Annotated in this window: 13 protein-coding genes; 2 read left to right on the forward strand and 11 right to left on the reverse strand. The window is 74.7% G+C overall.

Features of this window, described 5'->3' with window-relative positions:
- Positions 1 to 81: 81 nt before the first annotated feature.
- From galE to AB0B40_RS20455, 3 genes are all read right to left on the reverse strand, one after another.
- Positions 82 to 1,062: a UDP-glucose 4-epimerase GalE gene (galE, locus tag AB0B40_RS20445; protein ID WP_362264834.1), complete on the reverse strand. Its 981-nt coding sequence runs from the start codon at positions 1,060 to 1,062 to the stop codon at positions 82 to 84.
- Positions 1,063 to 1,145: 83 nt separating this feature from the next.
- Positions 1,146 to 2,780 carry a glycosyltransferase family 2 protein gene (locus tag AB0B40_RS20450; RefSeq protein WP_345058347.1) on the reverse strand — a complete coding sequence of 545 codons (1,635 nt, stop codon included), beginning with the start codon at positions 2,778 to 2,780 and terminating at the stop codon, positions 1,146 to 1,148.
- A 44-nt stretch (positions 2,781 to 2,824) separates the two neighbouring features.
- Positions 2,825 to 4,096 carry a glycosyltransferase family 87 protein gene (locus AB0B40_RS20455; RefSeq protein ID WP_345058295.1) on the reverse strand — a complete coding sequence of 424 codons (1,272 nt, stop codon included), beginning with the start codon at positions 4,094 to 4,096 and terminating at the stop codon, positions 2,825 to 2,827.
- Positions 4,097 to 4,324: 228 nt separating this feature from the next.
- Between AB0B40_RS20455 and AB0B40_RS20460 the strand changes: the two genes are divergently transcribed.
- Positions 4,325 to 6,235: a glycosyltransferase family 39 protein gene (locus tag AB0B40_RS20460; protein WP_362264836.1), complete on the forward strand. Its 1,911-nt coding sequence runs from the start codon at positions 4,325 to 4,327 to the stop codon at positions 6,233 to 6,235.
- Here AB0B40_RS20460 and AB0B40_RS20465 read toward each other — a convergent pair.
- On the reverse strand, positions 6,183 to 6,665 hold the full coding sequence (locus AB0B40_RS20465) for a MarR family transcriptional regulator (protein ID WP_345058291.1): 483 nt from the start codon (positions 6,663 to 6,665) through the stop codon (positions 6,183 to 6,185). The two genes, AB0B40_RS20460 and AB0B40_RS20465, sit on opposite strands and share 53 nt — an antisense overlap.
- A gap of 124 nt (positions 6,666 to 6,789) precedes the next feature.
- Between AB0B40_RS20465 and AB0B40_RS20470 the strand changes: the two genes are divergently transcribed.
- Positions 6,790 to 7,203 carry an organic hydroperoxide resistance protein gene (locus AB0B40_RS20470; protein WP_345058289.1) on the forward strand — a complete coding sequence of 138 codons (414 nt, stop codon included), beginning with the start codon at positions 6,790 to 6,792 and terminating at the stop codon, positions 7,201 to 7,203.
- 57 nt (positions 7,204 to 7,260) lie between these two features.
- On the opposite strand, the gene AB0B40_RS20475 is transcribed toward AB0B40_RS20470, so the two are convergent.
- From AB0B40_RS20475 to AB0B40_RS20505, 7 genes are all read right to left on the reverse strand, one after another.
- Positions 7,261 to 9,465 carry a CDP-glycerol glycerophosphotransferase family protein gene (locus tag AB0B40_RS20475; protein ID WP_362264839.1) on the reverse strand — a complete coding sequence of 735 codons (2,205 nt, stop codon included), beginning with the start codon at positions 9,463 to 9,465 and terminating at the stop codon, positions 7,261 to 7,263.
- Positions 9,466 to 9,471: 6 nt separating this feature from the next.
- Entirely contained in the window at positions 9,472 to 11,673 is a 2,202-nt protein-coding gene (locus AB0B40_RS20480) for a CDP-glycerol glycerophosphotransferase family protein (protein ID WP_362264841.1), read from the reverse strand.
- Between the two features lie 125 nt (positions 11,674 to 11,798).
- Positions 11,799 to 14,012: a bifunctional glycosyltransferase family 2 protein/CDP-glycerol:glycerophosphate glycerophosphotransferase gene (locus tag AB0B40_RS20485; protein WP_362264843.1), complete on the reverse strand. Its 2,214-nt coding sequence runs from the start codon at positions 14,010 to 14,012 to the stop codon at positions 11,799 to 11,801.
- 154 nt (positions 14,013 to 14,166) lie between these two features.
- Complete coding sequence (locus AB0B40_RS20490) at positions 14,167 to 15,075, reverse strand: carbohydrate ABC transporter permease (RefSeq protein ID WP_345058281.1); 909 nt, start codon at positions 15,073 to 15,075, stop codon at positions 14,167 to 14,169.
- A gap of 91 nt (positions 15,076 to 15,166) precedes the next feature.
- A complete protein-coding gene (locus AB0B40_RS20495) occupies positions 15,167 to 16,510 on the reverse strand; it encodes a sugar ABC transporter permease (protein WP_345058279.1) in 1,344 nt (447 codons plus the stop codon).
- Positions 16,511 to 16,517: 7 nt separating this feature from the next.
- On the reverse strand, positions 16,518 to 17,894 hold the full coding sequence (locus AB0B40_RS20500) for an ABC transporter substrate-binding protein (RefSeq protein WP_362264845.1): 1,377 nt from the start codon (positions 17,892 to 17,894) through the stop codon (positions 16,518 to 16,520).
- A gap of 232 nt (positions 17,895 to 18,126) precedes the next feature.
- Positions 18,127 to 22,194, reverse strand: coding sequence for an FtsK/SpoIIIE domain-containing protein (locus AB0B40_RS20505; RefSeq protein ID WP_362264847.1), 4,068 nt, complete (start codon positions 22,192 to 22,194; stop codon positions 18,127 to 18,129).
- Positions 22,195 to 22,238 lie beyond the last annotated feature (44 nt).

Below are 22,238 nucleotides of genomic sequence, written 5' to 3' on the forward strand. Positions count from 1 at the left end.
GTACGCACCCCGCGTCGCGGCCCGACGGGGGCCGGGGTTTCCGTGGACCTCCACGGGGGAGGTGCCGGCTCGGCCGGACCGCTACGAGCGTGCCGCCTCCGGATGCCGTCGTACCCAGCCCTCCCACGCCGAGCTGATCATGTCCTGCACGTCGTACTTGGCCTGCCAGCCCAGTTCCGTGGCGATGCGGGCGGCCGAGGCGACGACGCGGGCCGGATCGCCGGGGCGGCGGGGGGTGACCGTCGGCGGGCGGTCGTAGCCCGTCACCGAGTTGATGCGGTCGACCATCTCGCGGACGGAGACGCCCTCGCCCCGCCCGATGTTCAGGGTCAGGTCGGCGCCGGGGGAGGAGGCGAGGGCGCGGGCGACGGTCACATGGGCCTCGGCCAGGTCGACCACGTGGATGTAGTCACGGACACAGGTGCCGTCGGCGGTCGGGTAGTCGTCGCCGAAGACGCGTGGCGCCGCGCCCTGCGTGAGGCGCTCGAAGACCATCGGGACCAGGTTGTACACGCCGGTGTCGGCCAGCTCGGGGGCGGCGGCGCCCGCCACGTTGAAGTAGCGCAGCGACGCCGTGGCGAGGCCGGTCGCCCGGGCCGTGGCACGGACGAGCCACTCGCCGGCCAGCTTCGTCTCGCCGTACGGGGACAGCGGGCGGCAGGGGGTCTCCTCCGTCACCAGGTCGACGTCCGGCATGCCGTACACGGCCGCGGACGAGGAGAAGAGGAACGAGGGGACCTGCGCCCTCGTCACCTCCTCCAGGAGGACCCGCAGACCCTCGACGTTCTCCCGGTAGTAGTGCAGGGGCCGCTCCACCGACTCGCCCACCTGCTTCTTCGCCGCCAGGTGGACGACCCCGGTGATCCCGTGTCCGGCGAGGGTCCGGGCCAGCAGGTCCGCGTCCAGGACCGAACCGCGCACCAGCGGGACCTCGGCCGGTACGCGCTCGGCGACCCCGGTGGACAGGTCGTCGTACACGACGGTGCGCTCGCCCGCCTCGGTCATCGCCCGTACGACGTGCGCCCCGATGTATCCGGCGCCGCCGGTGATCAGCCAGGTCATGTGCGGCCGTCTCCTCGTCAGCTCAGCTCGTCAGCTTGTCATGGTGTGCCGGCCGGTCCGGGGCCGGCACCCCCCGGGGGTCCTCAGCGCAGCAGGCGGCGCAGGCGCCCGCGGGCCACCGTCAGCACCCCGCGCAGGCCGGTCGCCAGGCGCAGCGCCAGGGCGCCGGAGTGCGTGGCGTACGGCTGCGCCAGGAGCACGCCGTACACGGCGCTCGGGACGGCACTCCGGCGCAGCCGGCCGGCGCCCGTGAGGGCGTGCGCGGTGACCTCCCGCCGCTGACCGTCCGAGAAGTGGACGGTCAGCAGCAGGTCCCAGGTGCCCGAACCGATTCCTGCCAGGTCGACGGGCGCCTCCGCCACCCAGACGTCCGCGCCGGAGGGCGTGAGCGCCACCGTCGTACGCCCCCGGGTGCGGTCGTCGTCGCGTGCCTGCCACACCACGTCCACCTCGCGCGGGCCGGCCTCGGCCACCTTCCCGTACAGCTCGTGCAGCCGCAGGCGCAGCAGCGAGGCACGCGCGCTGGGGCGCAGCTCGGCGTCCACCGCGAGCGGGAGCGTGGCGGCCGGCCGGGCCAGCAGCGGGGCCAGGGAGACCTCGGGCAGGCCCGCGGACCAGACCGGGTCCCCCTCGGGGGTGCGGGCGTAGGGCGGCAGCAGGCGCGCCGGGCGGGCGGCGAGTTCGCGCAGCCGGGAGAGGTCGCGCGGCTCGGGGGACGCCAGTATCACCCGGGCGAGCAGACGGCCGGGGGCGGCGGGGCTCAGCTCCCAGTCGGCCGCGTCGTAGCGCGCGAGGTACTCCCGGGTGCGCGTCCACCACGCGTGCCGGTAGTCCGCGTCGCGCAGCCCCAGCTCGCGCGCGTACATGCGCACGTCGTGGTCGAGGAACTTCGCGCGCGCCGCCCGCGCCAGGTCCTTCTGCCCGGCGCTCAGCAGAATGTCGTACGCCAGCGCGCACGCCTCGATGCGCGCCGTCCAGTTCGCGATGCGCCCCCGGTCCAGCGAGAGCGACAGCCGCTCGGCCGACCGGCGTACCTGCCACACGTACACCCGGTCCGGTACGAGCGCGAGGCGCGGGCCGGCGGCCAGCACGCGCGCGACGAAGACGAAGTCCTCGTAGAGGAAGCGGCCCTCGGGGAAGCGGATGCCGTGCTCGCGCAGGAAGTCGGTGCGGTACAGCTTGTTGACGCACAGCGTGTCGTGGACCAGGCGGGGGCGCCGGGAGGGCTCGTCCAGGACGGTGCGCTCCGCGTAGAGGTCCTCCTGCCAGGACTGTTCGCTCCCCGACGGCAGCTCCCGGCGCACGCACAGACCGCTCGCGACCTCGGCGCGCGCCTCCGTCGCAGCCGCCAGCAGGGCGTCCACCGCACCGGCCGGCAGTACGTCGTCGCTGTCCAGGAACATCACGTACGGCGCGGTCGCCGCGTCGATGCCGGTGTTGCGCGGGCTGCCGCAGCCGCCGCTGTTCACGTCCCGGCGCACCACCCGCAGCCGCGGCTCACCGGCGGCCAGCCGGCCGAGCAGCTCGTCGCTGCCGTCGGTGGAGCAGTCGTCCACGGCGATCACCTCGGCGACCGCGGGCCCCTGGGCCAGGGCCGAGCGCACGGCGTCGGCCACATGGGCGCGGTCGTTGTAGCCGATGACGACGACGGCAACCCGAGGTCCCGGCTCCGGTGCGGATGCCGGGGCCGGTTGTGGGTCTCGCTGTTCTGGGTGCATGGAGTCCACGAGCCGGGAGCCTAGAAAACCTTGGTAATACTCTGTTAAGAAGGGATTGGCGCTTTATTCGGAAGACGGTTGGGATCGCCCGGTGGTTCCGCCATCGGCGCGATCTTTTCGGCCGGTGGCGGCGCGGACCGCCACAGCCGTACCAAAGAGAGTACGGCGCCGGCCGTCAGCAGTCCGTTCCGGGCCAGCATCAGCAGGCAGCCGGGCCAGGTGCCGGCGATCACCTCGTGGTAGCACAACGGGTACGCCACGGTGCTCAGCGCGGCCGCCGCCAGCACCAGCGCCGCGACCGGCCGCTGGACGGTGTGCCGCGAGGTCAGGCACACGGCGGCCATCCCGATCAGCCAGATCAGGTACTGCGGGCTGATGACCCGGCTGGTGACCGTGAAGAGCAGCACCGCGCTCAGCGCCGCGTCGTACGGCGTGGCCTCGCTCCAGTGCCGCGCCCGCACCCGCCACAGCACCAGCAGCCCGAAGGCGAGCGCGGTCAGCGCCAGGGAGGCGGCGGCGACGGCGTGCACGTGCGGGCCGACCAGCTCCATCGCCCCGTACCGGTAGCGGGCCCGGCCGGGCCAGCCGGCGTGCCGGGCCAGGTTGAGCGCCGTACCGCCGAGCGACTCGAGCTGCACGCCCCGGCCGCCCTGTCCCCGCAGGAACGAGAACGGGTGGGCGAAGCAGGCCGCGAGCAGGGCGAGGCACGTGGCCCCGGTGCACGCCGCCCACGCCCACGCGCTGCGGGCCGGCCGCCCCCGGGGGACGCCCAGCAGCACCAGTGCCGGCCACACCTTCACCAGCGCGCCCAGCGCCCCGAGAACGCCGCCCGCGCGCGGGGAGCGGGCCGAGGCCAGCAGGGACAGCACGGCCAGGGCGGTGACCTGGACGTCGTACCGGGCGAGCGGCAGGTGCAGCAGCAGCGGCAGGCCGCCGGTCCACAGGGCCGCGCCGAGCAGGCTGCGCCCGGGCCGCGTGCCCGCGCGGACCAGCGCCGCCGCCGTCAGCGCGTCCACGGCCAGGGTGAGCAGGACGAACGCCTGGAAGTACGTCAGCCACGGCAGCAGCCCCGGCGCCAGCAGCACCACGCCCGCGCCCGGCGGGTACTGCCACAGCGTGTCGTGCGCCGGGAAGGAGCCGTGCGTGAGCACGCCGTACCAGTGGAAGTACAGCCGCCACACCTCCCGGGTCACGGATCCCCCGCCGAGCAGCCGGTCCGTGCTGTGGGTGACCAGCCACAGCATCAGGGCACGGGTGGTGAGCCACGAGGCGGTGAGGGTGAGGACCGGGCCGGGGGTGACACGGAGACGGTTCATCACATGGGAGCCTAAGCGGTGCGGATGGTGTACCCATGCTGATACGCCGTCAAGAACCGCAAATATTGGCTAATCGCAAGAGATCGGGCCATGGTGAACGTCGGGCTTCGTGCGAAACCGCAGTCGCGTCGGGCGGCTGGAGCGACCACTGGTGTGCCGGCCGGTGCAACGAGCCACCCACCCCCTCGGGCACGGGGGCCCGTCCGGCGGCTGTGCGAGGCCGCCGCCGTGGGCGTGCCCGCACTGGTGATGCTGGCGCTCGGGCTCTGGCGGCTGGACCGGGGCGGCATGTGGCGCGACGAGGCGGTCAGCTTCCAGGTCGGGCGCCGTACCGTGCCGCAGATCTGGCTGCTGCTGCACGAGGTGGACGCGGTGCACGGCCTGTACTACCTGCTGCTGCACCCCGTCCTCGCCGTCCACCCCGATGAGGTCGTCCTCCGGCTGCCGTCGGTGTGCGCGGCGGCCGGCACGGCGGCTCTGGTGGCCGCGCTCGGCACCCGGCTGGCCCGGCCGCGCGTCGGCCTGTGGGCCGGACTGCTCTACGCCGTCACGCCGATGGCCGGGCACTACGCCCAGGAGGGCCGCTCCTACGCCCTGGTCGCGGCCGGCGCCACGGCGGCGACCCTGCTGTTCGTGCGGGCCGTGCGAGGCGGCTCCTGGTGGCCGTACGGCGCCGTGCTCGGCCTCACCTGCTGGCTGCACGAGTTCGCCGTCCTGCTGCTGCTCGCCCACGCGGTGTCGCTGGCGCTGGCCCGGACCGGGGCGCGGGCGTGGCGGGGCTGGGGGTGTACGGCGGCGGCGACCGCCCTGGCGCTGCTGCCGATGGCACTGGTGTCGCGGGAGCAGGCGGCGCAGGTGGCGTGGCTGCGAAAGCCCACGGCGGAGACGGCGGGAGGGCTGCTGCGGGGCTTCCTCGGGCCGACGGACGAGGTGTACGGGGTGTGTCTCGGGCTGGCTCTGGTAGGTCTGCTGGGACTCGTGGGGCGGCGGGGCGAGTTGACGTGTACGGCAGTGGGGCTGCCGGTGATGGTGGTGCCGCCGGCCGTTCTGATGCTGGTGTCGCAGGTTTCGCCGCTGTACGTCGACCGGTACGTGCTGTACGCGCTGTCGGGGGCACCGCTGGTGGTGGCCGCGGGGGCCGAGCGGATGGCGGGACTGGCCGGACGCCTGCGGCCGGCCGCCCGCCCGAAGGAGCACGCGGCCCCGGAGCAAGCCGGCCCGGGTGACGGCGATCGGCTGGAGGGGCCCTCGGTGCTGCGGGGGCAGGGCGGTCCGGGTGCCCACGGTCGGCTGGAGGGGCCCTCGGTGCTGCGGGAGGGCGGCTCGGACGGCGGTCGGTCGGCTGGGCGTCTCGTGCCGGGGGAAGGCGGCTCGGGTGACGGCGGTCGGTCGGAGGGGCCTTCGGCGCTGCGGGGGGAGAGCGGTCCGGGTGCCCACGGTCGGCTGCCTGGGCGTCTCGCGTCGAAGGAAGCCGGCCCGGGTGACCACGGTCGGCCGAAGGGGCGCTTCGCGCTGCCGGGAGGCGGACGGTGTGACGGCGGCCTGCTGCACAGGCGTCCCGGCTCGCGGGGTGGTGGTGGGCGGTCGGCGGGGCGTCCTCTGTCCGGGTTGCCCGCTGTCGCCCTCGCCGGGGTTCTGGCCGTCGGGCTGTCGCTCCTCCACCAGTTCCCCCTCCTCCAGCAGGACCGGGACCCCGGCCGGCGGCCCGATGACCTCGGCGCCATCTCCCGGGCGGCGGCGCGGGAAGTGGGGCCCGGCGACCCCGTGCTGTTCGTGCCGGCGTCGATGCGGAACGTGGCGCTCACCTACCCGGGGGCGTTGCGGGGGACCCGGGACGTCGCGCTGGTGGCGGGGGCGGCCGAGACCGGGACGCTGTACGGGCGGGAGGCCGGTGTGGCCGAGCTGCGCCGGAGGCTGGCGCGGCTGGACCGGGTGTGGGTCGTCGGTGACCGCAGGCTGCTCGCGGGCCGCTGGGCCCCCCGCCCTCCCGTCGAGCGGGCCAAGGTCGCCGTCCTCTGGCAGGAGTTCGCCGGCCGGGAGGAGGCCGTGCGGGGCGGGGTGACCGTACGGCTGTACGTCCGCCCGGTCAGCGCCCGGCCCCGGCCTCCGTCCGCGCCGCCGCGTCCAGAGCGGCGGTGAGCTGGTCGAGCCGGGCCCGCAGCTCGCCGACCTCCGCCAGGTCGAAGCCGGTCGCCGACATGATCCGGCGTGGCACCTCCAGGGCCCGCTCGCGCAGCGCCGTGCCCTCCCCGGTGAGATGGACCCGGACCGACCGCTCGTCCTCGGCGCTGCGCTCGCGCCGTACGAGACCGGCCGCCTCCAGCCGTTTGACCAGCGGGGACAGCGTGCCGGAGTCCAGCCGCAGCTGTTCGCCGAGCGCCTTGACCGGCAGGTCGCCCTGTTCCCACAGCACCAGCATCACCAGGTACTGCGGGTAGGTGAGACCCAGGTCCTTGAGGATCACGCGGTAGACGCCGTTGAAGGCGCGGGACGCGGCGTGCAGGGAGAAGCAGATCTGGCGGTCGAGCCGGAGCCAGTCGGCGTCGGGGGGCAGCGGCGAAGCGGTCATGGGTCCAGGATAGCTCTTGCGAGTAATTCAGTTGTGCACAACTCAATCGTGTGCTCTACTTGTGGTCGTGCGGCGGACCGGACAGGGGCCGCCGGAACACCGACTTCGGCAAGGGATGATCTCCATGGACGCGCTCTACACCGCCGTCGCCACCGCGACCCACGGCCGCGAGGGCCGTGCCGTCTCCTCCGACGGCAAGATCGACCTCAAGCTGGCCCCGCCGGTGGAGCTGGGCGGCAACGGCGAGGGCACCAACCCGGAGCAGCTCTTCGCCGCCGGTTACGCCGCCTGCTTCGGCAGCGCGCTCGGACTGGTCGGACGCCAGGCGAAGGTCGACGTCAGCGACGCGGCCGTGACCGCCGAGGTGGGCATCGGCAAGCAGGGCGAGGGCTTCGGCCTGAAGGTCATCCTGCGCGTCGAGCTGCCCGACACCGTGGACCAGGAGACCGGCCGCAAGCTGGTGGAGACCGCCCACCAGGTCTGCCCGTACTCCAACGCCACCCGTGGCAACATCGACGTCGACCTCGTCATCGAGTAACCGCCGGGCGATCGCACGCGGGGGCCGGTCCCGGACGGGACCGGCCCCCGCGTGCGTCTAAGCCGACGTGAGCGCGTCCGGCGCCGACGCCTGACCCGGGACGCGGACCGCCGGCCCGGGCATCGCCCCGCCCAGCAGCAGGGCCCGTACGACCCGCTCGGCGGCCCGCCCGTCGTCGAACTCGCAGAACCGCTCCCGGAAGTCCGCGCGCAGCCGCGCCGACTCCTCGTCCCGCCAGGCTCCCGAGGCGAACACCCAGGACAGCTCCCGGTACGAGCGCACGACATGACCCGGCGGCTCGGCGGTGATGTCGAGGTAGGCGCCCCGGCTCGCCGTGAACGACGGCCAGTCGTCGGCGTGCACCACGACCGGCCGGTCGAGGTTGGCGTAGTCGAACATGATGGACGAGTAGTCCGTGACCAGCGCGTCCGCCGCGAGCAGCACGTCCGCCGGCCGCGGCTCGTCGGTCGCGTCGACCACGATCCCGCGCCGGGCCAGCTCCGCGAGCCCCAGCCCCCGTGCGGGTCCGCCCGCCAGCGACGGGTGCAGCCGGACCACGAGCGTGCGCCCCTCACCGAGGTCGGCGGCGAACCGGGCCAGGTCGATCCGGTCCACGTGCCCGCCCCGGCGGTAGTCCCGCCGGGTCGGCGCGTACAGCACGACCGTGTGGTCCGCCGGGATGCCGTGCCGCTCCCGGAAGTCACAGGGGCCGCCGTTCACCAGCACGTCGTTGCGCGGGCTGCCGGTGCGCACCGAGGTGAAGTGGCAGGGGTAGGCCCGCTCCCAGACCAGCTCGGAGTGCCGGTTGGCGACCAGGCTGTAGTCCCAGCGGTCGGCCCGGCGCAGCATCCGCGGCACGTCGAAGCCGAGCCGCGCGCCCGGCTTGTCCAGCAGGTCGGCGCCCAGGTACTTCAGCGGGGTGCCCTGGTGGGTGTGGATGTGCACGCTGCCGGGGCGCTTGGCCGGCGTGCCGGGCCAGTTGACGTCGTTGACGAAGAACTTGGCACGCGCGGCCACCTCGAGATGGCGCCGGGAGCCGACGATCACGTGCTCGACGCCGGGCGGCAGCCGCGCGGCCGTCTCCGCGTCCCGCACCACCCACACCCCGCGCAGCCACGGGGCGATCTCGCGGGCCGCGGCGTACACGGCCGCCGGGTCGCCGAGCACGCCCCGGTGCGAGGACGCCGAGTACACCACCAGGTTCTCGTCCAGCGGGCGGTACGCGTGCAGCCCCGCCCAGCCGGCGCGGGCCCGCGCGGCCGCCGTCCGGCGCATCCGGTCCGCCCGCCGGGCCGCCTCCCGCCCCGCCCGTGCCGCCTGCCGTCGCAGCAGGTAGCCCGCCCAGGAGCCGGTCAGTGCGGCGACCTCGCCGTCCACCGGGGCGCCCTGCGGCCGGTGCCGGCGGAACATCTCCGCCGTACGCCGGAAGAACTCGGCCTTGTCGGCGGGCGGCAGCCGGTCCGGTTTGCCGAGGATGTCCAGGCAGTGCTCGCCCATCTTGCGGTGCAGGTACGGCCGCCAGTCGGCCAGCTCCGGCCGCTCGGCCACGAAGGCGAAGACCCGCTCGTACTGGTCGTGGATGTCGAAGTGCTTACGGCTGGTGGTGGACAGGATGTTGCCCTGCCGGCGCTGCCGGTAGTTCAGGCAGATCCGGTCCAGGACGGCGATCCGGCGGGCGCTGAGCATGACCGGGAAGGTCCAGGGGGTGTCCTCGTAGTAGCCGGGCGGGAAGGCGAAGCCGTGCTCCGCGACGAACTCCCGGCGGTAGACCTTGTTCCAGACCACCATCAGCAGGTCCAGGATCCGCGGATACCCGGCGGCCGTGAACGTGCCCGCCCCCGCCTCGGCCAGCACCTGGGCGAGGGCGTTGCGCCGGGTGCCGCCCCACCAGTGGGTGCGCGCGTAGTCGAAGACGAGCACGTCCGGCTCGTCGGCCTCGGCGAGCCGGTCGGCGACGGCCCGCAGCGCGCCCGGGGTGAGCGTGTCGTCGCTGTCCAGGAAGAACAGGTAGTCACCGGTGGCCTCGGGCATGCCCGCGTTGCGCGCCCGGCCGAGGCCCACGTTCTCCGGCAGGTGCAGCACCTTCACGCGCGGGTCGCGCTCGGCGTACTCGTCCAGGATCGCGCCGCAGCCGTCCGGGGAGCAGTCGTCCACGGCGATCAGCTCGAAGTCGCCGAAGGACTGCCGGAGCACCGAGTCCAGGCACTCGCGCAGAAAGCCCTGCACCTTGAAACAGGGCACGATCAGACTGAAGCGGGGCACGGCGGGTCAGCTCCTCACGAGGGTCGCGGCGGCGGGGGCGGGGATGCGCTCCGCGAGCGGGACGACGGGCGGGACCGCCTCCGGCGGCCGGCCGAGCAGCACCCGCCGCACCACCCGCTCGGCGGCCCGTCCGTCGTCGAACTGGCAGAACCGCTCCCGGAACGCGGCCCGCAGCGCCCCGGCCTCCGCCCCCCGGTACGAGCCGTCGCGGAAGACCGCGGCCAGCTCCCCGGGGGTCCGGGCGACCACCCCGGGCGGCTCGGCGAGCAGGTCGAAGTAGACGCCCCGGGTCTCCCGGTAGACGTCCCAGTCGTCGGCGTACACGACGATCGGCCGGTCCAGGTTGGCGTAGTCGAACATGATGGACGAGTAGTCGGTGACCAGCGCGTCCGCGGCCAGGCACACGTCCTCCGAGGAGCGGTGCGCGGTGACGTCGATGATCCTGCCCGAGCCCCGGGAGCGGCCCCGGTCGTAGAAGTAGTGGGCGCGCAGCAGCACGACGACGTCCTCGCCGGCCGCCGCGCAGAACGCCTCCAGATCCAGACCGGTCTCGAAGCCGGTGTGGTGGTCGCGGTGGGTCGGCGCGTACAGCACGGCCGTCATGCCCTCCGGAACGCCCAGTTCGCGCCGGATGCGGTCCACGTCGCGGGCGGTCGCCGTGTAGTAGACGTCGTTGCGCGGATAGCCGTACTCCAGGTGCTCGTAGGAGCCGGGGAAGGCGCGCTCCCACATCTGGGTGGAGTGGCGGTTGGCGGAGAGGTTGAAGTCCCAGCGGTCCACCCGGCCCAGCAGCCTGGTGAAGCTGCCCGACCGCGCGGCCACCACCGGGTACGTCGACTGGTCCACGCCCATGGTCTTCAGCGGGGTGCCGTGCTGGGTCTGCAGGTGCACGCTGCCGCGCCGCTTGACGACGCCTTCGGCGAAGTTCGCGTTGTTGATCAGGAATTTGGCGCGGGACACCACCTCCCAGTAGCGGCGGGAGCCGATCACCGCGTACTCGACGTCCTGCGGTACGGCGTGCTCCTGGCCGGCCTCGACGAGGAACACCGAGCGGATGTGCGGGGCGAGTTCGCGGGCCTTGGCATGGATCGCGGCCGGGTTGCAGGCGTAGCCGCGGCCCCAGTAGGCGCAGTACACGGCGAGGTTCCGGTCCAGCGGGCGGCGCAGGTCGCGGGCGTAGCGCAGCCGGGTGCGCAGCAGGCGCGGGCGCGGCAGCCGCCGGGCGGCGCCTGCGGCGGCCCGGTTGGCGCCGCGCAGGGCACGGAAGGCGGTGTACGCGCCCGCCGCCAGCAGCCGGTGCTGCACCCCCAGGCTGCCCTCCGGCACTCGGTGCCCGGCGGGCCGGTGCTCGCGGTAGAGGCGGCTCGCGCGGCGGAAGAACGCCCGGTGCCCGCTGGGCAGCCGCTCCGGCCGGGCCGCCGTCTTCAGCACCGCGGCGAACAGCTGGTCGAACAGCGCGGTGGTCCGCTCGACGGGCAGGGCGCGCTCGGCCGCCCCGGTCAGCACCCGCTCCACCTGGTCCAGCAGGTCGTGCTGGTGCGGGCCGGGCAGATTGAGCCGGCTGCCCTGGCGGCGCAGCCGGTGCCGTACGACCGTCCGGCGCAGCACCGCGATCCGCCCGGCGGCGACACCGACCAGGCCGCCCCAGCCCAGATCGGTGAAGTGGCCCTCGGGGAAGACGAGTTCGTGCTCGACGAGGAAGGCGCGCCGGTAGACGGCGCTCCACGCCGGCAGCTGGACGCCGGTCAGCGCGGGCAGCTCGACGGGGGCGAAGGCGCCCTTCGGAGCCCCCGCGAGCAGCGGCGCGACCGGGTTCGTCGCCTCGCCCTCCCACCAGGGGACGCGCTCGTGCCCGGCGTACAGCACGTCCACGCCGGCGAGCTCCGACAGCCGGGCGTCCAGCGCGTCCAGCGCACCCGGCAGCAGCAGGTCGTCACCGTCCAGGAACAGCAGATACGTGCCGGCCGCCGCCCGCATCCCGGCGTTGCGCGCCCCGCTCGGACCGGCGGACGGCGGCGAGTGGACCGGGGTCACCCGGGAGTCCCGCTCGGCATACCGGGCGGCCACCGCGGCGGCCGGGGCGTCGGGGGCGTCGCAGACCGGGATCAGCTGGAGGTCGCCGAAGGACTGGCCGAGGACCGAGTCCAGCGCCTGGGACAGCCGGCCGGCGACCCCGTGGGAGGGGACGATGATGCTGAAGCGGGGCATGTGGTTCTTTCTGTCGTCGTGCGGACGCGGCCGGGCCGTCCCGCCGGACGCCAGGTGGACGGCCGGCTCGGGGTGGGCCGCGTCGAGCCGAGGGGCATGGGAACTCCCGGAAGGACCAACGGTGTTCAGTGGCTCTCGGTGACGGGAAGGGGGACGGAAGGTGGCGGCACGGTGGCCGGCGGGGACCATGCGCAGGCCGCCGGCACCGGTGTCCGGTCCCCGAGCGGCACCACCGGAGCCGGCTCCGTCTCGCTCAGCACCACCCGCCGTACCACCCGCTCGGCGGCACGCCCGTCGTCCCACGGGCAGAACCGCTCCCGGAACGCCGCCCGCAGCTGCGCCGAGCGCGAGCCGCGCCAGTGCCCGGTGGCGAAGATGTCGATCAGCTCGTCCTCGCTGTGCGCCACCGCGCCCGGCGGGAACGCCCGCAGGTCGAAGTACACGCCACGGGCCGCCTCGTACGCCGCCCAGTCCTCGGCGTGCACCACGATCGGCCGGTCGAGGCCCGCGTAGTCGAACAGCACCGGCGCGTAGTCGGTGAGCAGCGCGTCCGAGGCGAGGCACAGGGCGGCCAGGTCCGGATGGCCGCAGACATCGATGATCCGGGCGCCGTGCACGGGGGTGTGGGTGCGGGCCAGGAGCACGAAGCGCGGGCCCAGGCGGCGCAGGACCCGCTCCAGGTCGAGCAGCGGGCGCTGGGTGCGCAGGTGATCGCGGTACGCGGGCGCGTACAGCACCGCGACCGCTCCCTCGGGAACGCCCAGCGAGGCCCGCAGCCGTGCCACGTCCTGTGTCGTCGCCCGCTGGAAGACGTCGTTGCGGGGCAGCCCGTACTCCAGCGTGGTGTAGCGGCCCGGGTGAACCCGTTCCCAGGTCAGGGTGGCGTGCCGGTTGCCGGACAGGACGTAGTCCCACTGGTCGACGCCCCGCAGCAGCTCCGCGAAGTCCGTGTCCCGGGCCGCCGCCGGGCGCTCCAGCAGATCGAGGCCCGCGTGGGCGAGCGGGGTGCCCTGCTGGGTCTGCACGAAGACCTGCCCGGCCCGCTTGCGCAGCCGCCCCTCGAAGCCGCCGTCGCTGACCAGGTACCGGGAACGGGCCAGTGCCGACCAGTAGGCGGCCGTGCCCGGCGTCAGCCGGCGCGGACCCGGCGGCGCCGCCTGCTCCCGGCCGGGCCGGGCGATCCACGCCGTGCCCAGGTGCGGGGCGTGCGTCCGGAACGCCTCCTCCAGCGCCGCCGGATCACCGCGCCCCTCCCGGGCGGCGAACACCGCCCGGTCCGAGCGCAGCGGCAGCCGCAGCTGGATCCGGTAGTGCAGCCGGAGCGCGCCGGTGCGCAGGGCGCGGGCCAGCTTCACCGCGCCCTTCAGCATGCGCCGGCGGACGGCGGCTGCCAGCTGGAGCGCCCGGAACGTGCGGTGCAGCCCGAAGCGGAGCAGGGCGTGCCGCGGCCGGACCCGGGCCCCCGGCACGTGGTAGCGGCGGTAGTGGGCGCGGGCCCGGCGCAGGAAGTCGCCGTGACTGCCGCGCGGCAGCCGGCCCCGCCGGGTGAACACCACCGCGTAGTGGTCGAGCATCCGCCGGAACAACTCCGGGCGCCACCGGTCCAGTTCGGGCCGTTGGCCGACGAACGCGAACACCCGGTCGTACTGCTCGAAGAGATCGAAGTGCCGGCGGCTGGTGGTGCCCAGGATGCTGCCCTGCCGGCGCTGGCGGTAGTGCACGCACACCCGGTCCAGGGTGGCGATCGACTCGGCCGTCAGCAGCACCGGGAAGGTCCAGGGGGTGTCCTCGTAGTAGCCCGGCGGGAACGTGAACCCGTGGGCCCGCACGAAGTCGCGCCGGTACGCCTTGTTCCAGGCCACCATCAGCACCCGCAGCAGCCCCGGCCGGTCCTCCAGCCGGAACGGCGCCCGGCCCTGCTCGGTGAGCTGGGCGGCGAGCTGGTTGCGCACAGTGCGCCCGTCCCAGTAGGTGCGCGCGTAGTCGTAGACCAGGACGTCCGGGTCGCCGGTCTCCTTGAGCCGGTCGGCGACCGACCGCAGCGCGTCCGGGGTGAGCGTGTCGTCGCTGTCCAGGAAGACCAGGTAGTCGCCGGCCGCCTCGGCGAGCCCCGCGTTCCGGGCGCGGCCCAGCCCCTGGTTCTCGGCGAGGTGCACGGGCTTCACGCGCGCGTCCCGGGCCGCGTACTCGTCGATGATCGCGCCGCAGGCGTCGGGGGAGCAGTCGTCCACGGCGATCAGTTCCAGATCGGGATACGACTGCGAGAGCACCGAGTCCAGGCACTCGGAGAGATACGCCTGGACCTTGTACGCGGGGACGATGACACTGAACCTGGGCAAGGGGCATCCATGGGTCGGTCGGCGCGGGCGTTCTGCCCGGGAACGGCCGACGGAGTGACTTGGTTACGGCCCGTACGGCATTCGGGCTACTCCAGGTGAACGGGAAGGGGCGGGCCCCTGAAGACCCGCCCCGCGAATTCTCCCCTTTTCGCCGCTACTTGACCGCGCCCGCCATCACTCCGGACACGAACTGCTTCTGGAACGCGAAGAACACGGCCAGCGGGATCACCATGGAGATGAACGCGCCGGGTGCCAGCACGTCGATGTTGTTGCCGAACTGCCGTACCTGTGTCTGCAGGGCGACCGTGATCGGCTGCGTGCCCGACTTGGTGAACACCAGGGCGACCAGCATGTCGTTCCACACCCACAGGAACTGGAAGATGCCGAGCGAGGCGATCGCCGGGCCGCCCAGCGGCATCACGACCCGTGCGAACAGGCGCAGTTCGCCCGCGCCGTCCAGCCGGGCCGCCTCCAGCAGCTCGCGCGGGATCTCCGCGAAGAAGTTCCGCAGCAGGAACACCGCGAACGGCAGGCCGAAGCCGGTGTGGAACAGGATCACCCCGAGGATCGTCCCGAACAGCCCTAGCTTGCCGAACAGTTCGGCGATCGGGATCAGCGCCACCTGCACGGGCACCACCAGCAGGCTCACCACACCCAGGAACCACCAGTCCCGGCCCGGGAACTCCATCCACGCGAACGCGTAGCCGGCCAGCGCCCCGATCACCACGACCAGGACGGTCGCCGGGACCGTGATCAGCACCGTGTTCAGCAGGGAGCTGGTGATGTCGGAGTTCTCCAGCAGCTTCTGGTAGCTGTCCACGGTGAGCTGGGACGGCTTGGAGAACACCGTCCACCAGCCGCTCGCGCTCATGTCCTGCGGCGCGCGCAGCGAGGAGACGAGCAGTCCGATGGTCGGCACCAGCCAGAACAGGCCCACGACGATCAGCACCACGCGGACCAGTCCGCCGCTCAGCCTCCCGGCGATGCGGGAACCGACCGACTGCCTGGCCCCGGCCGTCCGGACCGGCTCGGCCTTCCCGACGCTTTGGGCGGTCACCGTCATCGCCGCACCTCCCGCCGCAGCCGACGAATGTTGCCGTGCCGTCCCGGGGGACGACCCCCGGACCCCCGGCCGCTTCGAGGCGAACCCGGCCTCATCGCCGCACCTCCCGCCGCAGCCGACGAATGTTGAACAGCATCACCGGGATCACCAGCAGCAGCAGGAACACCGAGATCGCGCTCGCGACGCCCGGCTGGCTCTCCGCGAAGCCCTTGCGGTACAGCTCCAGCGCCAGCACGTTCGCGTCGTCCTGGGAGGAGCCCGGCGCGATGATGAACACCAGGTCGAACACCTTCAGCACGTTGATCATCAGCGTGACGGTGACCACCGCCAGGACCGGGGCCAGCAGCGGCACGGTGACCTTGCGGAACACCTGCCACTCGGAGGCGCCGTCCACCCGCGCCGCCTCCAGCAGCTCCCGGGGCACGCCCGCGAGGCCGGCCGCGATGAGCACCATCGCGAAGCCCGCCCACATCCACACGTACGCCCCGATGATCGCCGGGGTGACCAGGGCCGGGCCGAGCCAGTCGACCCCGTTGTACGGCTCCCGGAAGTTGCCCGCGGGCAGCCTGAGGCGAGCCCCGTCGGCCGACGCGGGCAGGGTGAAGGTGCCGTCACCGGCCGCCTCGGCCGAGGCGACCACCTTGCCGTCCTTCACCGCCTCCACCCGCATCCCGGCATAGCCCACCTCGGACGGGTCGGGCGTGCCGAGCCTGCCGACGCCCTTGCCGCGGGTGAAGTCCTGCCAGGTGGTGCCGGTGACCTTCCCCGGCTCCGGGCGCGCGGCGGCGGCCTTCTTCGCGCCGTCCGGCAGCTGGTCCGGGGCGACGCCGACGAGCGGCAGGCTGACCGGCTGACCGGCGTGCACGGTGGTCCGCGTCACGAAGCCGCCACCCTCGGCCACCAGCGGCGACCGGCGGCCCGGATGGGCCTTGGGGAACGCCGACGCCTGGGCGAACGTGTCGTGCACGCCCACCCACACCGCGTTCGCGACCCCCTTGTCCGGGTCCTGGTCGTACACCAGCCGGAAGATGATCCCGGCGGCCAGCATCGAGATCGCCATCGGCATGAAGACGACCAGCTTGAACGCCGTTCCCCAGCGCACCCGTTCGGTGAGCACCGCGAAGACCAGACCGAGCGCGGTGGAGACGGTCGGCGCGAACACCACCCAGATGACGTTGTTCTTCAGGGCGGTCCGGATGCCGTCGTCGGTGAAGAGCGTCTTGTAGTTGTCGATACCGGCGAAGCCGTCGCCGGAGGCGTTGTAGAAGCTGCGGACGAGCGAGTACCCGATCGGGTAGACCACGAGCGCGCCGAGCAGCACCAGCGCGGGCAGCAGGAACAGGGCTGCCACGGCCTTGCGGGTGCCGGTCACGCTCTTGCGACCGCGGGGCGCGGCGGGGCCCGGTGGGGCCCCGGCCGCCGCTGCCGACGCCATGGCCGGATCAGCCCCCGTTCCCGTAGGCCGCCGCCGCGTCCTTCTCCAGCTTCGCCTGGGCACCCGCGATGTCCTTCGGGTTCTTCAGGAAGTCCTGGAGGTCCTTCCACTCACCCTTGCCGGGCGTCCCGCCGAAGGCCTGCGGGGCCTGGTCGGACATGTCGAAGCGGAAGTCGTCGCCGGACGCGATCAGCGCCTTGGCGATCTTCTGCTGCACCGCGTTCGGGTACGCCGACACCGGCACGTTCTTGTTCGGGGAGAGGTAACCGCCGAGCTTCGCCTGGATCGTGGCCGCGTCCGGGGAGGCGAGGAAGGTCATCAGCGCCTGCGCCGCCTTGGAGTCCTTCAGGACCACGGCCGCGTCACCGCCGGAGACCACCGGCGCGGCCGAACCGACGGCCGGGAACGGGAACACCTTCGCGTCCGTGCCCACCTTCGCCTGGGTCTCACCGATGTTGACCTGCACGAAGTCGCCCTCGTAGACCATCGCGGACTTCGGCTGGTCGCCCCCGGTGAAGGTCTGGGTGACCGACTGCGGGAACTCCGTCTGCAGCGCGCCGTCCTGGCCGCCCGCCACGTAGTCCTTCTTGCCCCAGATCTGGGCGAGTGTGGTCAGCGCCTGCTTCACCGACGGATCGGTCCACTTGATCTTGTGCTGGGCGAGCTGGTCGTACTTCTCCGGGCCGGCCTGGGACAGATAGACGTTCTCGAACCAGTCGGTCAGCGGCCAGCCGTCCGCGCCGGCCACCGAGAAGGGCGTGACCCCGGAGTCGTACACCGCCTGCGACGCGGTCAGCAGGTCCTGCCAGGTCTTCGGCTCCTTGGCGCCCGCGTTCTCGAAGGCCTTGGCGTTGTACCAGATCAGCGACTTGTTGGCGGCCTTGTAGTAGACGCCGTACTGCTTGCCGCCGACCTTGCCGATGTCCTGCCAGCCCTGCGAGTAGTTCTTCGCCAGCTCCTTCTGTCCCTCCGGCCCGACCGGCTTGGCCCAGCCCTTCTGCACGGCCTGCTTGATGGCGCCGGGCTGCGGCAGCAGCGCGACGTCCGGCGGCTGGCCACCCGCGATCTTCGAACCGAGGAAGTTGATGATCGGGTCCTGCGCGGGCACGAACGTGACCTGCGCGCCGGTGCGCTTCTCGAACTCGGCCAGCACCTTCTTGAAGTTGGCCTGCTCGGCGCCGGTCCAGACGGCGGCCACCTCCAGACGGGCGCCGTTCAGTTTCGGCAGGGTGACGGTGGAGCCGGTGGGCCCGCCGCTCTTCTCCCCGTTGTCCTTCTTGTCGTCACTGCCGGAGCAGGCGGTGAGCGCGAGGGCTCCGGCGAGCAGGGCGGCGAGTGTGGTGACGGCCCTGTGGCTGTGGAACGTGCTGCTTTTGCTGTGCATCACTTCCCCGTTCGTCGTTCTCCGTTGAACGTCGTTGAACGTCAGAACTCTGTCCCGTGCGGTCCGGTGTACGCCGGGCCGCTCCGGGCGGGCAAGAGCGCCTGCGGTGTCAACCGGCGCATCGTGACCGGCTCGTGACCAGGGCTGCATGCGCGCGGGTTTCCGACGCTCGGGGACGACCGGTCCGCCTGGCACCCGTCCGCCTGGCACGGTCCGCCTGGCACCGGCCCGCCTAGAGGAGCGACGGCACCTCCGCCGCCGCGACCTCCCGGGCCGCCCGCTCCACCGCGCTCGCCAACAGCGCCAGGTCGGTCGGGCCGTTGCCCAGCTCCCGCACGGGCCGGCGGGCCGGCGGGTCGCCCATGCGCTGCCAGTCCAGCGGGACCACCGTGGGCCGCTGGGTCGCGGTACGCGGGATGCGGCCGGTCACCCGGCCGCCCTGGAAGCCCACGGTCCGCCCGTCCGCGGACGCCAGCCGTCCCCGCCCCGGCGCCGGCTGCTCCGGCCCCGGCTGCGGGGCGTCCAGCACGACCCGCAGGGCCGCCAGGCGCGCCGGCTCCGACTCCGCGGTACGGCCACCGGTCCCGGTCGCCGCCACCAGGTGCACCCCGAGCCGCTCACCCTCCCGGGCCACCGCCTCCAGCGCCCGTATCACCGAGCCCGCGGCGGGCCGGCCCGGCGAACCGAGCGCGGGGGAGACCAGCGCGTCCAGGTCGTCGACGACCACCACGAGCCGGGGCAACGGCGGTGCCGCCCCGGCACGCTGCCGGGCCGCCGCCCCCGGCCGCAGCCGCAGGGTGGAGCTGGGCGGCGTCTCTATGTCACCGGAGGCGGCAGCGGAGGCGCGCTGCGCGAGCGGGTCCCCGGCGCCGGGCGTACGCTGCGCCACCATCCGGCCGGACACCTCCCGCCCCGCGTGCCACCGGGCGAAGTCCGTGCGGCCCAGCAACTCCGCGCGCCGCTTCAGCTCGGCCGCCAGCGACTGGGCGAACTCCCGCATGCGCACCGGGTCGTTGGCGATCAGGTGGGTGGTCACATGCGGTATGTCCGTGCACACGCGCAGGCCCTCACCGTGCCCGGCGCCCGTGCCGACTCCGTCCCGGCCGTCGAGCAGCACCACGGCCAGCCGGTCCGGCCGCTCGGCGGCGGCGAGCGAGGCGACCACGGCCCGCAGCAGCTCGGTCCGGCCGCTGCCGGCCGGTCCCTCGATCAGCAGGTGCGGCCCGTCGGCCACGAGGTCGGCGGTGACCGGCCCGCGCGGTCCGGCACCGAGCACCGCCCGCGCCCGCCCGCCCAGCGACTCCGTGTCGTCGGCCGCGTCCGCCCAGCGTGCCATCAGCGACGCCGGGGTGGCCCGGGCCAGCCCCAGCTCGTCCAGCAGCCGGGTCGACTGCGGCAGTGGCGCGGACACGCGCGCGTCCGGCTCACCGGGCGGCCCGTCCGGGCGCAGCGGTGCCAGCGCCCGCGCGAACCGCTCCGCCCAGGCGGCGGAGACGGCGTCGACGGCGGCGTGCGTACCGGGGCCGACGGGGCCGCCCGGGGCGACCCGCAGCAGCTGCAGCCCGGCGGCGACGTCCCCGCTGAGCAGCGCCACGGCACCGCAGTGCCGGAACGTCGGTGTCACCGCGCACGCGTCCTCGTACGTCCGCGTCACGGATGAGGGGGGCGAGGCTGGCTCGGTCTCGGCGAGGCACAGCACATGGACCCCGGCGCGCGGCCCGGCGACGGCCAGCCGCGCGAGGGCGTCCCGCAGCGCGGAACCGCCCGGATCCCCGTCCACGACGACGACGGTGTACGGCCCCGCGAAGCCGCCGGCACCGACAGGCCCGGTGTCCTCCGTAGCCCAGGAGGGCCGGCGGGTGACGCCTTCGCGCTCGGGACGCGAGGGGGCGGGGGCGACGGGGCCGGTGGGGGCACCGGTTCCGTGGCGCCCGGGGACGGTTCCGCGGTCTTCGGAGGCGGCTCGGTGACTCCCGGGGGCGGCTTCGTGACCCGCGGCGGCTCCGTGGCTGCCGGGGAGGGGCAGTGGCTCCTGGGCGGGGGCGGTGGGGGGAGCGGACCTGCCCGAGGCGCGGTGGCCTGCCGGGTGTGGGCCGGGTGCGGAGGTGCGCGGGGTTTCCTGGTACGGGTTCGCCGCAGGGGCGCCCGGGGCCGCCGGGTGGGGGTGGAGCGCCGGGGTGCCCGGGGTTCCGGGGTGCGGCTCGACTGTGGGGATTCCGGGGCTTCCCTGGGGGCCGGCCGCGGGGGCGCCCGGGCTCGCGAGGCGCGGGTCGGCCGCGGGGGTGCCGGAACTCGCCGGGTGCGCGCCCGCCGCCGGACCGCCGAGGAGCCCGGAGACCGGCGAGGGGACGCCCGGCGCGGACACGCCGGCCGGGTTCAGTACCGCGTTCCCGCCCGGGGCACCGGGGGCGCCGGGGGTGCCGGACGGTGCGGTCCCGCCCTGGCCGCCGGTCACCGACGGGTCGGTGCCGCGTGCCGCCGCGGGGTGGGCCGTCGTCCGGCCCGTCGCCGCGTGGTCCTCCACCCGGCGCAGCAGCTCCTCCGTGCGGGCTGCCGCCTGCTCGCGGTCGTAGGCCAGCAGCAGGCGACAGTCCTGGCCATGGCCCGGCCGGACGTGCGGGAGCCAGCCGAGCCAGCCCCACTCGGCCGTACGGTCCGCCACCGGCCGCGTGTGGTCCGCGCTGATCAGCACGATCTCCAGCAGATCGGGGGAGTGCAGCGCGGTGAGCTGGGCCAGCACCGCGCGGGCCAGCCCGGACAGCCGGGGGCGCGGACCGGCCAGGCCCAGCGCGCCCGCCTCGCGCAGCGCCGCGGTCACCGGCACCAGCGGCAGCGGACCCGAGCCGTCCGGCGCGCTCCGGTCGGCCGTCCCGAGCCGCACGGTCAGCGCCTCGGGGTGGCCCGGCCCGCGCTCCCACAGCCGGGGCCCGGGACCGAGCGCGGTGAGCAGCAGGGCGGCCGGGTCCGGCCAGGTCTCCGGCCGCCTCGGGGCACCGGCCGCCGGGGCGCCGCCGGTGTGGACGGCCCCGACGTCGTACGCCGTGGTGCCGGCCGGCTGCTCGGCGCGCCCGCCGGCCAGCCGGCGCGCCCAGGCCCCGAGCCCGCGCCGCCGGGCGCCCTGCCGGGAGCCGTGCGGGGTGTCGGTGTCCGCGGAGCGGATGCCCGGCGGGACGTCCGTGCCCCTGACCGGGGTGCCCTTGCGCCCGTCCGCGCGCGAGCCCGCACCGCGCTGCGCTCCGGCGTACGCGGCGCCGGGTGTCCCACCCGGGCCTGCGACACCGAAGCGCCCCGCGTGCGTGTCCGCCCCGGAAGCCGCACCAGGCACCGCCCCGGAAGCCGCACCGGACGCCGTACCAGGCACCGCACCGGACGCCCGGCCGGACGCCCTGGACCCCGCGCCTCTGCCCTCCGCGCTCGGCGCCCCTGCCTGCCCCGGCACCACGGGCGACTGTCCGCGCCGGTGCTCCTGAGCGCCCGGACCGCCGCCGGAGGCACCCCAGCCGCCGGAGTCGCAGGCGCCGTAGGCGTGCTGTGCGGGCACCCCGCGCGGGGTGCCGTCGCCGTCGGTGGTGGCGGGTGAGCGTGGCGGGGCGGACACCGTGTCCGGGGAGCCGTCGTCCCCGCCCCCCACGGCGATCCGCACACACCCCTCCCCGTCGGGCACCGTCCTGACCCGCGTCCCGGGGCCGCCGGACGGTGTGACCCGCAGCGCGGACTCGCCGATCCTCAGCAGGCCCCCGGCGGGGAACCGCACCGGCCGGTCGGTCACACGCGTGCCGTCGAGGGAGGTGCCGTTCGTGGAGCCGAGGTCGGCGACCGAGACGCGGCCGTCCGCGCCGACGGTGACCGCGCAGTGCAGGCGGGAGACGTCGGGGTCGTCCAGCGGTACGTCGGCGTCGGCCGAGCGGCCGACGGTGATCCGGCCGCCGTGCAGCAGATGGACCCCGCCCGCGTCCGGGCCCGCGACCACGTGCAGCCGGGTCGGTGCGTCGTCCAGCTCGGGGTGCGGCTCGGAGGCCGCCGGGGCGCCCAGGGACAGCACCGCGCCGTCGACCAGCGGGGGCTCGCCGAGGGTGCACCGGCGCAGGTCGAGCCGCTCGGCGCCCGCGTACAGCACCACGGAGGCGGCGCCGGTCTCGCGGCCGGCGCCTCCCTCGCCGGTGACCGCCCCGGCCAGCGCCGACGCGACCGCGGCCAGCTCCGTGCCCGTGGGCGCCGTGACCAGCACGTCGCGGCACGAGGCGCGGCCGCGTTGCGGGCTCGGGCCGAGCGGGTCTACGACGGTCAGCCGGATCTGCATCGGCGTCAGCGGTCCCTTCTGCGCGGGTCTGCGCGGGCGCGGAC

The organism is Streptomyces sp. NPDC042638 (genome assembly GCF_040647235.1).
Classification (GTDB): Bacteria; Actinomycetota; Actinomycetes; order Streptomycetales; family Streptomycetaceae; genus Streptomyces; species Streptomyces rameus.

What these genes read in the sequence shown, in the direction of transcription:
- AB0B40_RS20505 (WP_362264847.1), bottom strand. Translation starts at nt 22,194, where the DNA reads ATGCAGATCCGGCTGACCGTCGTAGACCCGCTCGGCCCGAGCCCGCAA.
- AB0B40_RS20450 (WP_345058347.1), bottom strand. Translation starts at nt 2,780, where the DNA reads ATGCACCCAGAACAGCGAGACCCACAACCGGCCCCGGCATCCGCACCG.
- AB0B40_RS20490 (WP_345058281.1), bottom strand. Translation starts at nt 15,075, where the DNA reads ATGACGGTGACCGCCCAAAGCGTCGGGAAGGCCGAGCCGGTCCGGACG.
- AB0B40_RS20500 (WP_362264845.1), bottom strand. Translation starts at nt 17,894, where the DNA reads ATGCACAGCAAAAGCAGCACGTTCCACAGCCACAGGGCCGTCACCACA.
- AB0B40_RS20495 (WP_345058279.1), bottom strand. Translation starts at nt 16,510, where the DNA reads ATGGCGTCGGCAGCGGCGGCCGGGGCCCCACCGGGCCCCGCCGCGCCC.
- galE (WP_362264834.1), bottom strand. Translation starts at nt 1,062, where the DNA reads ATGACCTGGCTGATCACCGGCGGCGCCGGATACATCGGGGCGCACGTC.
- AB0B40_RS20455 (WP_345058295.1), bottom strand. Translation starts at nt 4,096, where the DNA reads ATGAACCGTCTCCGTGTCACCCCCGGCCCGGTCCTCACCCTCACCGCC.
- AB0B40_RS20470 (WP_345058289.1), top strand. Translation starts at nt 6,790, where the DNA reads ATGGACGCGCTCTACACCGCCGTCGCCACCGCGACCCACGGCCGCGAG.
- AB0B40_RS20480 (WP_362264841.1), bottom strand. Translation starts at nt 11,673, where the DNA reads ATGCCCCGCTTCAGCATCATCGTCCCCTCCCACGGGGTCGCCGGCCGG.
- AB0B40_RS20465 (WP_345058291.1), bottom strand. Translation starts at nt 6,665, where the DNA reads ATGACCGCTTCGCCGCTGCCCCCCGACGCCGACTGGCTCCGGCTCGAC.